The 15414-nt window shown below is 30.4% G+C and carries 10 protein-coding genes; all 10 read left to right on the top strand.

The window, feature by feature from the left end; genetic code table 11:
- Positions 1-2: 2 nt before the first annotated feature.
- The 10 genes from aroB (at position 3) to NH288_RS05715 (ending at position 15412) form a co-directional block, all read left to right on the top strand.
- A complete protein-coding gene (aroB, locus tag NH288_RS05760; protein ID WP_265213827.1) occupies positions 3-1049 on the top strand; it encodes a 3-dehydroquinate synthase in 1047 nt (348 codons plus the stop codon).
- A 14-nt stretch (positions 1050-1063) separates the two neighbouring features.
- The gene (gene aroA / locus NH288_RS05755; protein ID WP_002842317.1) at positions 1064-2338 is read left to right on the top strand and encodes a 3-phosphoshikimate 1-carboxyvinyltransferase; all 1275 of its coding nucleotides are present in this window, start codon (positions 1064-1066) and stop codon (positions 2336-2338) included.
- Entirely contained in the window at positions 2325-3404 is a 1080-nt protein-coding gene (aroC, locus tag NH288_RS05750) for a chorismate synthase (RefSeq protein ID WP_106460517.1), read from the top strand. The genes aroA and aroC overlap by 14 nt, the downstream gene beginning before the upstream one ends.
- Before the next feature lie 22 nt (positions 3405-3426).
- Entirely contained in the window at positions 3427-4668 is a 1242-nt protein-coding gene (locus tag NH288_RS05745; protein ID WP_265213822.1) for a shikimate kinase, read from the top strand.
- Positions 4646-5074: a type II 3-dehydroquinate dehydratase gene (gene aroQ, locus NH288_RS05740; protein WP_004837826.1), complete on the top strand. Its 429-nt coding sequence runs from the start codon at positions 4646-4648 to the stop codon at positions 5072-5074. The genes NH288_RS05745 and aroQ overlap by 23 nt, the downstream gene beginning before the upstream one ends.
- A gap of 15 nt (positions 5075-5089) precedes the next feature.
- Positions 5090-6058: a 3-deoxy-7-phosphoheptulonate synthase gene (aroF, locus tag NH288_RS05735; RefSeq protein ID WP_265213820.1), complete on the top strand. Its 969-nt coding sequence runs from the start codon at positions 5090-5092 to the stop codon at positions 6056-6058.
- Positions 6059-6178: 120 nt separating this feature from the next.
- Positions 6179-6919, top strand: a complete 741-nt coding sequence (locus NH288_RS05730; RefSeq protein ID WP_265213818.1) for a thioesterase II family protein — start codon at positions 6179-6181, stop codon at positions 6917-6919.
- 1 nt (position 6920) lies between these two features.
- The gene (locus NH288_RS05725; protein ID WP_002842315.1) at positions 6921-7607 is read left to right on the top strand and encodes a 4'-phosphopantetheinyl transferase family protein; all 687 of its coding nucleotides are present in this window, start codon (positions 6921-6923) and stop codon (positions 7605-7607) included.
- Positions 7604-9190 carry a (2,3-dihydroxybenzoyl)adenylate synthase gene (locus tag NH288_RS05720; protein WP_265213815.1) on the top strand — a complete coding sequence of 529 codons (1587 nt, stop codon included), beginning with the start codon at positions 7604-7606 and terminating at the stop codon, positions 9188-9190. Before NH288_RS05725 ends, NH288_RS05720 begins: the two co-directional genes overlap by 4 nt.
- Positions 9191-9202: 12 nt before the next feature.
- Positions 9203-15412 carry a non-ribosomal peptide synthetase gene (locus NH288_RS05715; protein ID WP_265213813.1) on the top strand — a complete coding sequence of 2070 codons (6210 nt, stop codon included), beginning with the start codon at positions 9203-9205 and terminating at the stop codon, positions 15410-15412.
- The last annotated feature ends 2 nt before the right edge of the window (positions 15413-15414 follow it).

Genomic DNA, 15414 nt, shown 5'->3' with positions numbered 1-15414 from the left:
AGATGGATATATTTATTAACACTACGCAATCTAAATACAAAATATATTTAGATTGCGTAGCTTTAAAAAACTTAAATGAATTTATTTCAAGCAAAAAACAGTACAAGAACATTATAGTAATAACAGATAGCAATGTGGACCATTTTATAGGCAACAGTTTTAATTTAAAAAATTATAAGCTTTATAAGTATGTTATAGAAGCAGGGGAAAAGTCCAAAAATATAGAAACATACTATAAAATAATAAGATATTTGACCTCAATAAAAGCGGATAGGCATGATTTAATTATTGCATTAGGTGGTGGGGTAGTTGGTGATTTAGCTGGATTTGTGGCCTCTACTTATATGAGGGGCATAGATTATATTCAAATACCTACTAGTCTTTTAGCTATGGTTGATTCATCCATTGGATCAAAAACGGCAATCAATACAGAAGACGGGAAAAATTTAATCGGAAGTTTTTATAATCCTAGAGCTGTGTTTATAGATTTTACTTACTTAAAAAACCTTCCTCAAAAAGAATTTCTAAATGGACTGTCTGAAACAATTAAAGCTTCGATTATAAAAGATAGAAAACTATTCGAATTAATTATAGAAAGCGATTTAAACAATGAAGAAATAATAAAGAAGATTGTAAAAAGAAGCATTGAAATTAAAAAGGAAATTGTCGAGAGGGATTTAAAAGAAACAAAAGAAAGACAACTTTTAAATTTTGGTCATACAATAGGTCATGCCTTAGAAAAACTAAGCGACTATACCTTACCACATGGCTATGGTGTTGCAATTGGAATGGCAATGATAACTAGAGGATATTACAATATGGGAAAAACAGATGAGAGAACCTATAAAAAAGTAGAAGAAATACTTAGAAAATATCATCTACCAACACATTGTAGTTATAGTGCAGAGGAACTTTACAGCGAAATTTTAAAAGACAAGAAAAGCAATGGAGACAAGATAAATATTATATATCCAAAATTAATAGGTGATTGCAGAATTGATATTGTAGATAAGTCTAACCTATTAGAAGTGTTAAAACATTGCTTATGAAAGGTGGTTATCGAATGAATGTAAAAATTAAGCCGAATGAAATTAAGGGAAAGATGAAGTCGATACCATCAAAGTCGCTGTTACATCGAGCAATTATATTAAGTGGAATAGCAAAAGACAGAGAAATCATATTAGAACAGGTAAATACAATATCAGAAGATATAGAAGCTACACTTACTTGTATTGAAAAATTAGGAGCTAAAACTAAGGTGGAAGGAGATTCAATTAGAATTACAAGCCTTGGAAACATAAAGAAATCTAAAGTTGAATTACACTGTAAAGAGAGTGGAACAACACTTAGATTACTTTTACCACTTGTAAGTACATTTTCAAAAGAGGCAACAGTAGATTGTTCTGAGGGTCTTAGAAAAAGACCGATTAGAGAATTAATCGAAACGTTAGAAGAATCAGGGTTATATTTCAAGGAAAAGGGATTTCCAATTAACATCTCAGGAAATGTGACCACTGATTTTTTTAAAATTAGTGGTGATATTAGCTCTCAATATGTCAGTGGCTTGCTTTTGCTTTCTTCACTACTAGATCAAAGAAGTTCAATATATCTTACTACTAAATTAGAATCTAGGGCTTATGTAAATATAACAATAAAAGTATTAAGAGATTTTGGAATAATAGTTAATGAGTTAGAAGAGGGTGTATTTGAAATATATGGGGGGAGAGACAAGATACTCCCACCTAAAGAATATCAAATCGAAGGGGATTGGTCTAATGCAGCATTCTTTCTTGTAGGAGGTTGTTTAGGAGACTCAATAAAGATGTCTGGTTTAAATTTAGAATCTAGTCAAGGGGATAAAAAGATAGTTCAAATTCTTAAAAAGGCTGGAGCAATTCTCACCTGTTCTGATGATTTTATAAGTTCTAATAGAAGCCATTTAAACTCCTTTGAAGTAGATTTTTCCGAAACACCTGATTTATTTCCAATTTTATCAGTAGTGGCTGCATTATCAAAAGGACAAAGTATTTTAAAAGGTGGAGAAAGACTAAAACTTAAAGAAAGCAATCGAATAGAAAGTACATTTCAGATGTTAAAAAGTTTAGGGGCAGACGTAAAAAAAAGAGAGGATGGACTGATTATTCAAGGGAAGGAAATTTTAGATGGTGGAATTGTGAATTCTTTTAATGACCATAGAATTGTTATGTCAGTAACCATGGCATCTATTAGATGTAAAGAACCTGTTTCGATAGTAAATGCAGGAGCGGTAAAAAAATCATATCCTAATTTTTTTGAGGACTTTAAAAAAGTAGGAGGGATCTTTGATGTCATCAGTTAGTATAGGAGAAAACATAAAAATAAGCCTTTTTGGAGAATCTCACGGTTTGGCTATTGGGGGAGTAATAGATGGATTACCCCATGGACAAAAAGTTGATATGGAAAAACTAGACAAATTTATGGCAAGAAGAAAACCAGGTTCTGGGAAATATGTAACTCAAAGAAAAGAAAGAGATGAAATAAAATTTTTATCAGGGATAAAGGATTTTATTATTATGGGAGATCCACTGGCAGTTATTATTGAGAATAATAATATTAGACCGGAGGATTATAAAACCTTAGCCTATACTCCAAGACCTTCACATATTGATTTTTCAGCTAAGAAAAAATTTGGAGAGCATATAGATTTAATTGGTGGTGGGCATTTCTCGGCAAGGCTAACAGCAATTTTAACTGCTTTTGGAGGTATCGCTAAGCAAATCCTTGAAAGCAAGAATATTCTCGTATCTGCTCACCTAGATAGAATTAGAGAAATTCAAGACACAAGACATAATGATATAGAAAACATACAGAAGGCTGTAGAGAAGTCTGAGAATAATAGATATTCCATAATTAATGAGGAAAATATGGAAAAAATTGATAAGGTCCTACAGGAGTTAGTAAAAGAAAAGGATTCTACAGGAGGTATAGTAGAGTGTTCTGTATTTGGCTTACCACCTGGGGTAGGAAACCCTGTATTTGATGGTTTAGAAAATAATATTGCTAAGATGTCTTTTGCCATACCGGGAGTTAAAGGAATAGAATTCGGATCTGGATTTGAGGGTGCTTTGAAATTAGGTTCAGAGAACAATGATAACTTCTATATTGATGAAAGAAAAGAAATAAAGACCAAGACTAACCATGCTGGTGGAATAATTGGTGGAATAAGCAGTGGAATGCCTATAAATTTAAAGGTAGCCTTTAAACCAACTCCATCTATTGGGAAGGAACAAGAAACAGTGAATATACAAACAATGAGCAATACTAGGATAAAAATAAAAGGAAGGCATGATCCTTGTATAGCAATAAGAGGTGTTGTAGTAGTTGAGGCGATAGTGTCTTTAGTAGTATTAGACTATTTATTATAGATAGCAAGTTAGAGGAGCAAGTATGGAATATGGATTACTAGGGAAAAAACTAATTTATAGTTTTTCTCCAATGATACACAAGTATTTTGGGGACTGTGAATATGAATTAGTAGAATGTAGTGAAGAAGATATAAGATTAATTTTAAGTGGAAAGAAATTTAAAGGCTTAAACATTACAAATCCATATAAGATAATGGCAAAAGAATATTGTGATAAGCTAGATGAAAGTGCAAGAAAGACAGGTTGTGTAAATACGATAGTAAATAAAAATGGCAGTTTGTATGGATATAATACAGATTATTATGGTTTTTTACACATGATTAAGAAGATAAAATCCATAAAGAAAGAAAGTCCGTTTTCTATCATTGGATCAGGAGCTACAGCAAGGATGAGTAAGGTAGTCCTAGAAGATTTAGAATGTCAATCAATAAAAATAATTTCTAGAGAAGATATAAAAAACCATAATATTGAAGAACTTATTAAAGACACAGAGATACTTATAAATTGTACACCAATAGGAGTTTATTCACTTGTTGATGAAAGCTTTCCTGTAGAAATAAAAAAACTGATTAAATTAAAGCATGTCATTGATTTAAATTATAATCCTTTAAACACGAGGCTGATGATAGAAGCAAATGAACTAGGGTGTAAGGCAAACTCAGGTCTTTCAATGCTAGTTGCTCAAGGGAAAAAAGCTGCGGAAATATTCTTGAGTAAGAAAATAGATGATAGCTTAATAGATGAGGTAGAAAGAAAGATAAGAAAAAGATTATTAAATATCGTATTGATTGGCATGCCAGGTAGTGGAAAAACTGTAATAGGAAGAGAGTTAGCACATAGAATCAACAGGGAATTCGTTGATATTGACAATTGTATAGAAAATCTTCATAAAATGACTATTCAAAAAATAATTGAAAAAAATGGGATACGTTTTTTTCGAGAACTTGAAAATGAAGTAGTAAGGGAAGAGCTATTATCTTTTTCAAAAGTGTTTTCTACTGGTGGAGGGGTCATTGAGGATAGAGAAAACTGGAGATATCTAAAATACAATTCACAAGTTATTTATATAGAGAGAGATTTAGATCAACTTGACACCAAGGGACGTCCTCTTTCGCAAGGAGGAATAGATAGATTGAATAATATCTATGAGAAAAGAAATCCTATTTATAAAAAACTTTCAGATTATAGGGTTAAAAATAATAAAAGTCTTCTAGAAACAGTAGAGGAGATAGTAAAAGTTTATGAAAAAAATTTTAGTTATTAATGGTCCAAACCTTAATATGTTGGGAATTAGAGAGCCGGAAATCTATGGAGTAAAAACATATGAGGATTTGTGTAGGGAGATCAAAGAATATGCAAATAAGATAAATATTGAAGTGGATACTTTCCAATCTAATCATGAAGGAGAGATAATAGACATAATTCAAAAATCTTATGGTAGATATTATGGAATAGTGATTAATCCAGGCGCCTATACTCATACCAGCATAGCTATTTTAGATGCCTTAAAAGCTGTAGGAATAAGAACGGTAGAAGTTCATTTAACAGACATAATGGATAGAGAGGATTATAGGAAAAAGTCATTTATTTCAGAACATGCTGAGATGACAATCTACGGTAAGGGGTTTGAAGGTTATTTACAAGCCATTGAATCCCTAATTAAAAAGTAGAAAAGGGGTGATAAAATGCAATACATTTTGAAGGGAAAAAAAGACTTTAAAGCATGTGTGGAATACTTAAAAAAAGAAGATATTCTATTTCAAGATTATGATATTAAAGATTATTATATCATTAATATTTTTGATAATACTTTATGTTCAAAGATAGAAAATGAGGAAGAAGCTTTTCTAAATACAAAAGATATTTCTATTGAGAATGGATATTTAGTAACAAAAAGATATAAAGAGAAAACCATAATTGATGTAAAAGGGATCGAAATTGGAGGAGAAGAACCTGTTATTATTTCAGGACCTTGTTCTGTTGAGTCAGAAGAAATAGTAAGAAAGATAGCAATAGGTATAAAAAAAGCAGGAGCAGGTATATTAAGAGGAGGCGCCTTTAAACCAAGAACATCTCCTTACGATTTTCAGGGCTTAGGTAGAAAGGGAATAGACATTCTTAATAAGATTGGTAAAGAGCTTGAGATACCTGTAGTAACGGAAATAATGGATATCAGGGAACTGGACTATATGATAGATAAGGTTGATATTTTACAAGTAGGTGCTAGGAATATGTACAATTACTCTCTATTAAAAGAATTAGGGAAGGTAGATAAGCCTATTTTACTTAAAAGAGGGTTAAGTGCAACGATAAAAGAATTTTTATTAAGTGCTGAGTATATTATGCTTGGTGGCAATGGAAAAGTTATTTTATGTGAGAGAGGAATTAGGACTTACGAAAATTATACAAGAAACACAATGGATATAGCTGCCATATCTTTCTTAAAAAATATTACACATTTGCCAATAATCGCAGATCCAAGTCATGCAACAGGAAAGAGGGAACTAATAGGTCCCCTATCTAAAGCTTCAATTTCAGCAGGTGCTGACGGAATCATAATAGAATCTCACTTAAATCCAGAAAATGCTTGGAGCGATGGAAAACAAACAATAGATGTATCTAGTTTGAAAACTATAATTAGATTTTGTAAATAGTAAAATATATTTTTATCAAAAATATCAAAAGATATTGAAAAACGGTATCAATATATGCTATTATTAAGTTAGCTTAAACTAACGGATACTGATATTTAATATTTTTCAGGAGGTAATAATTTGAGTAAGTGGTTTGTACATGGCAATGAAATAGAAATACAAGAGAGTAGGAATACAATTTTTATATTTCCCTATGCTGGAGGAGGAGCTTCTTCTTTTAAAAATTGGGGAAGACATTTTAAAAATAGCGGGGTGTATTTTGCTCAATATCCAGGTAGAGAAAATAGGTTTTCAGAAAAAGCTATTAAGGATATCAGAGAATTAGTTGAAGAACTATTTAAAGCTATGAAAACAGTTTTTGACTTTACATCACCGTATTATTTATTTGGACACAGCATGGGGACTAAGATAGTTTATGAATTAGCATTGAAAATAAAAGAGAGTGGGCTTCCAAACCCTGAAGGCTTAATTATTTCAGCGGGTAGGGCGCCATGTTATAAAGAGCCAAATCCTATCTACCATTTAGATGATGATGGATTTATAGAAGGATTGAGAAGATATGGTGGAACTCCTGATGAAATATTAGATAACAAGGATTTAATTAGTATTTTTTTACCTACTTTAAGAGCAGATTTTATCATAGATGAGGACTATCAAGATGAAGAATATAAAAAAGTTGATAGCGATATATTAGGCTTGATGGGAACAATTGATAAGGAAATGAGTTTAGAAGAGATGACTAAGTGGAGTGAATATACGACAAAGAATTTCACATATGAGTACATCGATGGAGAACATATGTTTATAAACACTTCTGAAGAAGATGTAATTAAAGAATTGAGAAAATATATCAACGATTAGAATGGATACAAAAATTTTACAAGTGTTTAAATTTGATGAAATCGACTGTATTGTTGATAGGTTTTTTGATAATGAAGTAGCTTTATTAACAATTAACACATCTGAATTTAAGGATAAATATTATACAGAAAAATTTTTAAAAAAGGAAGAAATTAAACATGCTCAAGGATTTAAATCAGAGGTAGCAAGGATAAATTATATTGTATCTCGAAGCGTAGTAAATAAAGTTTTTTCCTTTATATTAAGAAAAGATGTTGAAAAAATAGAGGTATTAAATGGAAAGTACAAAAAACCATTTGTTAAAAACAATAAAGGAATAAAGTTCAACATTTCCCATACAGATGGTCTTGTAATAGTTGGATTCTCTCAAGAAGAAATAGGCGTAGATATAGAATGGATAAATAAGAGATTTGAGTACAAAGATATAGTAAATAATTGTTTTACAGATTCAGAAATTGAATATATAGATAAGGATTTCTGCAAATTTTATGAATTATGGACGATTAAGGAAGCTTACTTAAAATGTGATGGTATTGGTCTAATCAGAGATACTAAGGAGATAGAAGTTATAAATATTAGCAAGAATTGGGCTGAGTTAAGAGATAGTAAAGGCTACAATAAACAACTTAGAATGATTAGAGATAATTCAGGGTATATAGGGGCAATTTGCACAACGGAGGAAAAATGAATATAAAAATTAAAGAAAAATTAGAAGACTTCTATGACAAAGAGGTTTGGAATCATTTATCTCTAGGTGATTTTTTAACTAAAGTTTCCAATAAATATAGTGAAAAAATAGCCATCAATGAAAATGGAAACGAGTATTCTTATAAAGAGATTGAAAGTATCTCTAATAGATATGCAAAGGGATTTTTAAAAGAAGGCTTTAAAAAGGGTGATAAAGTTGTATTACAACTACCAAACAGTGCTGAATTGATTTTTGTGGCTTTTGCTCTTTTTAAAATAGGAGTAATTCCAATTATGTCTTTACCAGCTCATAGAAAGACGGAGATTAGTGGAATAATTGAATTATCAGAAGCAAAGGCATATATCGCACAAGATAGGTATTTAGGATTTTCTTATACGGAAATGATTAGAGAAGTTATTAAAGAAAATAGAACAGATATAAAAGTTTTTATTCAGGGAGATAATGAAGAGTTCAGATCTCTAACAGAAATCAAAGCAAATACGCCTATTGAAGAAAATGTGAATGTTGATTATAAAGACATAGGTTTACTATTGTTATCTGGAGGAACAACAGGAATACCGAAATTAATCCCAAGGAGACACTGTGATTACTTATATGTAGCAGAGTATTCGGGACGAAGGTGTGGGTTAACTGAAGAAAGTGTATATTTAGCTGCTTTACCGATGTCTCATAACTTTCCTTTAGGATGCCCTGGAATAATGGGAACATTGTTTTATGGAGGGAAAATAGTGATTTGCCCTACTACAAGCCCTGATGAGATAATACCGTTAATTGAAGAAGAGAGAGTTACAATTACTGGATTAGTTCCTGCCATGGCTAATATGTGTATAGAGTTTTTAGAAATGGATGAATATGATATATCCTCTTTAAAATTGATTCAGATTGGTGGTTCTGTTTTAGACAAAATTACAGCCAAGAAAATCGAGAGAGGTTTTTCTTGTAAGCTTCAGCAAATTTTTGGAATTGCTGAAGGTTTAATATCAACTACAAGTTTAGATGATGATAGTGAAACTATATACAATACACAAGGTAAACCAATAAGTGAATATGATGAGGTATTGATTGTTGATGAAGAAGGGAAAGAATTACCTGTAGAGGAGTATGGAGAACTTATAGTTAGAGGCCCATATACAATTTATGGTTATTATAATTTAGATGAAATTAATAAGAACTGTATAACTGAAGATTGTTACTTCAAAACAGGTGATAAAGCTAGAAAGCTTAAAGATGGTAATTTTCAAATTGTAGGAAGGCTAAAAGAAATGATCAATAGAGCTGGAGAAAAAATAACCCCTACAGAGCTAGAAGAAATTCTATTAACTCACGATAAAATTGAAGAAGTTCAAGTTGTAGGAATTCCAGATCAAATTTTAGGAGAAAAAATAGGAGTTTTTGTCCTTGCAGGAGATAACGAGATTACTCTAAATGAAATCAGAACATTTCTAAAAGAGCATGGAGTAGCCCATTTCAAATTACCTGATTTAGTTAAAAAGGTTGATGCTTGGCCATTGACAAGCGTTGGCAAGATAAGTAAGGAAACACTTAGAAAATCTGCCTTATAGGAGGAATTAGTAATGGAGATAAATGATATAAAAAACATAGCGATACAGTCCATTAAAGAACAAATTCGCATGGAAATTAATGATGATTTTGAGAAGGACGATAATCTTATAGAAAGAGGATTAAGTTCTATTATGATAATGAAAATATCTAATAAGTTAAGAAAATCAGGTATTAGAATATCATTCTCTAAATTAATGGAAAAGCCAACTTTTAATGAATGGGAAATGTTAATTAAGAGTGCAAAAATTAACGATAAATTTATATTAAAAGAAGCGGAAATAGTTAAGAACAAAGAATATGTTGGTATTAAATTTCCGTTAACAGATGTGCAATATGCTTACTGGGTTGGTAGAGAAGATGATCAGGTTTTGGGAGGCGTAGGGTGTCATGCCTATCTAGAAATTGATGGTAAAGATATAAATGTTAAAAAATTAAATGAAGCATGGATAAAATTACAAAAAGATCATCCGATGTTGAGAGCAAAATTTAACAGTGATGGCACTCAGGAAATCATGGAGTTTCCTTACACAGATGAAATTAGTGTATACAAATTAGAGAATCTAGATAATAAAGAAATTAAGAATTCTTTAAATGAAATTAGAGAAAAAATATCTCATAGGAAATTAAAGGTCGAAGAAGGTGAAGTAGCAGGTCTTGGAATTGCTTTATTACCTGAGGGAAAGACAAAAATCTTTTTAGATATTGATTTGTTGGTTGCAGATGTTATGAGTCTAAGCATTATGATTAAAGAATTAACAAAAAATTATGTAGGAGAAGGTGAAAAACATTCTATAGACTATACCTTCAAAGATTATATTGAAGAGAATAAAGACAATCAATTACAATTAGAAGAGGATAAGGACTTTTGGAAGACAAAAATTGAAAATGACTTTCCTATGGAAGCACCTAATTTACCACTAAAAATTAGACCTGAAATGGTTAAAGAAACTAAGTTTATTAGAAGAAGGAAAGTGGTAGATGAAGAAAGTTGGAGCGAAATAAAAAGGCTAGCCTCTTTGCATAAGGTAACACCATCAATGGTTTTATTAGCCTGCTATGGTCTTGTAATAGAACGATGGACTAATCAAGAAAAGTTTTTAATAAATATGCCTTTATTTAATAGGGATACTGAAAACAGTAATTTAAGTAATATGATTGCGGATTTTACTAACTTATTATTGTTAGATTATGAGAGAAGACTAGGGGAAACATTGATACAAACTATAGAGAGGGTTAGTGAAGTATTTTTAGAAAATGTTTCGCATAGCTCATATTCTGGTGTCCAAGTTCAAAGAGACATGTATAAAGAAATAGGTAACAATAATAACGTGGCTCCTATTGTGTTTGCTTGTAATATTGATTATCCTTTAGAAACGGAAAAGTCAAGAGAAGCACTTGGGGGAATTTCATATATGATTTCTCAAACACCAGGTGTTTGGTTGGATTTTCAGACTTATGTAACAGATGAAAAGTTAATTTTATGTTGGGATGCTGTGGAAGAACTTTACCCAGAAGAATTATTAAATGATATGTTTGATGCTTTTTATGAACTCCTTATTTCCTTAACTAAAAAAGAAAATTGGGAAAAGAAAACAGATGTTTTATCTCAAAGGCAAAAGGAAATTAGAAGGCAAGAAATTGAAGCTATTATTCCACTAAAATATCCAGATGAAAGAATTTATGATGGATTTATTAAAAATGTTATATTAAATCCAAGTAAAGTGGCAATTATAGACTCTTCTACAGGTGAAGAGATAAGTTATGGAGAACTTTATGATAATGCTTTAAAAATTGCTTTTTATTTACAATCAGAAGGCATAAAAAAGGGTGATTATATAGGAATAACACTTCCAAGAGGATGCAGACAAATTTTTGCTATTTTTGGAATTTTATTTAGCGGCGCAGCATATGTACCTATAGGAATTACACAGCCTAATGAAAGAAGAAGTAAAATATATGATCAAATTGGTATAAATCACATAATAAGTGATGAAGAAACAATAATTAGTTGTTCTTTGAATAACGAAGAAGTTAAGATTATTGATTTAGATAAAGGTATGAATAGCGATAAGAAATTAGAAAGTCCTGTTCAAGTTAGTCCATATGACAGTGCTTACATTATTATGACATCAGGGACAACAGGAGTGCCAAAAGGCGTTGAAATAATGCACACTAGTGCTATCAACACCTGTATAGACCTGAATAAGAAATATAACATTAACACTAATGATACTGTCTTAATGGTGTCTTCTATAGATTTTGACCTTTCTGTGTTTGATATATTTGGACTTTTACATGATGGTGGTACATTTATTACCACAAGTGAAGACAATTATAGGAATCCAGATGAATGGCTTGAATTAATTGATAGATATAATGTTACTATTTGGGATTCAGTTCCAATATTATTTGACATGTTAGTTACAATGGCCGAAGGAAAAAAGAGAAAATTACCTTTTAGAGTTGTTATGTTATCAGGAGATTGGATTGCTTTAAATCTACCCGGAAGATTTTATAATATGAGCAATGACTCTGTTGTTGTAGCCATGGGTGGGGCTACGGAAGCATCTATATGGTCAAACTATCTAAATGTACCTAAAGAAATTCCGAACAATTGGGTTTCGATACCGTATGGAAAGCCTCTAGAGAATCAAGTATATAAGGTGGTAGATGACTTTGGCAGAACTTGTCCTAATTATGTTAAAGGCGAGTTATTAATCGGAGGAGTAGGTGTTGCTGAAGGGTACAGAGGAGATACTGAATTAACCGATAATAAATTCATTGTAGAAGATGATATAAGGTGGTACAGAACAGGGGATAACGGAAGAATATGGAACGATGGTACCATAGAATTTCTTGGTAGAAAAGACACTCAAGTTAAAGTTAAGGGACATCGAATTGAAATTGGTGAAATTGAGAAAGCTATAGCAAAGTATGCTGGGGTAGAAAATGTAATTGTTGATTTAATGGAAAGAGGAGGAAGCAAGAAGTTAGTAGCCTTTATTAAAAGTGATGTTAATTCATATGAAGTTAACAACATGCCAAAAAATCAAGGTTTTAATACTTCTTTTTTGGTAAAACCTAAAATACCTTCATCAAATGATGAAACTATATACCAAAACAAAGAAATTGACAAACTAGTTTTGAAAACCATTTTAAATGTATTTAATGGGTTAAAGATTGACTTTACTAGTAAAAGTTACTCTTTAAATGAAATATATAAAGATATAAACTTGTCAAGTTCAAATAGAATAATAGTGGACAAATGGATTGATACACTAGTAAACTTTAAGCTTTTAAAAAAGGTTGATGGAAGATTTAAAGAAGATAGCTCTATTTCTAAAATAAAAATAGACGTGGAATCAGTACAGGAAATTGAAAGATTCACAAAAGAAATTACACCAGAGCTTATAGATATTTTAAAAACAGGGAGAGATCCTTTAGAAGTTTTCTACAGAGAAGATAAAAAATTTAATTTAGTAAGACTTGCTGAAGCCATAGAAGATTATAAAGAATCTATAGATAGTATAGTAAACTCTCTAAATAATTATATAGATAAGAATACAGACAGAAAATTAAGAATCATAGAATATTCAACTAGAAACAGTCAAATGACAAATAGATTATTTAATAAATACAAAGATTATGTTGAGGAATATGTTTATGCAGACAATTCTGTGTTTTTAAAAGAAGACTTATCTGATATTAATGAAAATAGTAAATTTAGATATTCTATTATTAATCAAGAAATAAATGATGGATTGGAAGAGGATTATTTTGATGTGGTAATAGCATTAAATTCAATTCACAGGAGTGGAGATTCAAGAGAGACATTAAAGAAGCTATTAAAGAAATTGAAACCAAATGGGTTACTTGTAGGAAATGAAATTAATAAATTAAATTTACTTTCTCTGATTACAGCTGATATATTGAATCCAGAAAACATAGGTATTAATAACGACATTAATTTAAAAACAGATATTAGTAGAATTCTTTATGAAAGCAATGTCAATGAGTCATCCAAGGCTAATTTCAATACTTTTTTTATCGAAAAACTAAAAAGTAATAAAATCTCATTTGAAGATCTAAAAGACTATTTATTGGGAATAGTTCCAAATTATATGATTCCAACTTATTTTTATCATGTGGATGAAATCCCACTGAATAAGAATGGAAAAGCAGATAGAAAGAAGCTTAAAAAAGATTTACTGAAGGATGTCAAGCATTCTAGAGTTATTTCAGAAGAAATAACAAATGACATATCAGATACAGAAAAAATATTATTGAATATCTGGAAAGAATGTTTATGCAATGAAAATATTGGAGTTAATGATAATTATTTTATCGTTGGAGGGGACTCATTAACAGCAGCATCCATTATCGGGAAAGTCAAAAATAAAATGGGGATAGAAATTTCGATAAAAGACATTTTTCAGAGTGCCTCTGTAGCTTCTTTGTCGGATTTTATAGATAAAAACAAAATGTTTATCAATAGAAGCAAAATACGAACTTTAGTGCCAGATAAAGAAAACATATATGAGCCATTTCCACTTACTGATGTACAAATGGCTTATTGGATAGGTAGACAGGGGGCGTATAACTTAGGGAATGTATCAACACATTGTTATTTTGAATTCGATAGTATGGATATAAATGTCAATAAACTACAGAAAGCGTTAAATGATATCATTGAATATAATCCTGCTTTAAGAACAATAATATTAAATTCAGGAGAACAAGTAATTCTGAAAGAAGTTCCATACTATTTATTAAATATAAATGATTTAAGCACTTTGGATGATGATGCTAAAGAAAATATTTTATTGCAAATGAGAGAATCACTTTCGCATAGAATTATAGATTTGAGTAATTTTCCTACATTTGATTTTAAAGTAACTAAAATTACTAAAACTCTATTTCGAATATTTATAGGAATTGATAATGCAATACTTGATGGTTGGAGCATGTTTGAGTTTTTAAAAGAAATAAAGCTTAAATATGATGGAGATTTTAGTTCGGAAACTATTGAACCAACATTTCGAGACTATGTTTTATATAAAAAACAAGAAGACAGATTTCATTATGAACGAGATAAAGATTATTGGATAAACAGGTTGGACTCATTTCCTATCATGCCAAGATTATCCATTATGAAAAATGATGGAAATAACTCTGAACAAAGATTTAAAAGAAAAGAAGCTAGAATAAAGAGAGACGATTGGATAGAAATTAAAAGATTAGCGACTGAAGTAGAGGTAACACCAACAACTATACTTTTATCATTATTTTCTACAATATTATGCAAATATAGTAACAGCAATAATTTTGTAGTTAATGTGACACAATTTATAAAGGAAGATATTCATCCTGAAATTCATAAAGTTATGGGAGACTTTACTCAGTTATGTTTATTGGAAATAAAACTTGATAAAAGCAAAACTATTTTGGAAAATGCAAAGGAAATTCAGGAACAACTCCTTTCTGATATGATGCATTCATCATATAGTTCAATAGAGTTTTTAAGAGATTTAAGAGAGAAGAAACATACAGATATGATTGCTCCAATTATATTTACAAGTGGCTTAGGAATGAAAGGAAATAGAAATGTAGATTTTCTCGGTGAGTTAAATTACTCTATAAGCCAAACGCCTCAAGTATGGTTAGATCATCAAGTAATAGAATTAGATGAAGACCTTATATTGACATGGGATTATGTAACTAATTTATTCATAAATGAGGAGATAGATATATGTTTCAACGCATATTTAGAATTAATAAATGATTTTTTAGAATCAAGCAACAAAAAAGTGGATGAATTAATAAGAATTTCAAATGATGACACAGAAATGGATTTGACAATAAACCATATTGAGAAAAAAGACCTTATTAAAAAATCAATTTCAAACAACAGGAATGATAAAAACCTCAATAGTGAGTCAGAAGAGAGTATACAAACATTTGAAAATGAGATAGTCAGGATTGTAGAAAATGTATTAAAAGTAGAGAAACTAGAGTTGGTAGATGATTTTTTCAAATCTGGTGGCAACTCGCTTAATGCTGTGCAATTAACAAACTTAGTAAACGAAACATTTAATATTAATTTATCTATGGTTGTAATATTAGAAAATCCTATGCTCCAAGATTTTTCTAATGCTGTCTTTAAGGAAATAAATAACAGGAATAAAAACAATAACAATGATAATGAAATAGGTTTTATATAGGA

Origin of the sequence: Anaerococcus sp. NML200537 (assembly GCF_026131715.1) — a bacterium.
In the GTDB taxonomy this organism is placed as follows: Bacteria; Bacillota; Clostridia; order Tissierellales; family Peptoniphilaceae; genus Anaerococcus; species Anaerococcus kampingae.
This window is presented reverse-complemented; position numbering and strand designations above follow the sequence as displayed.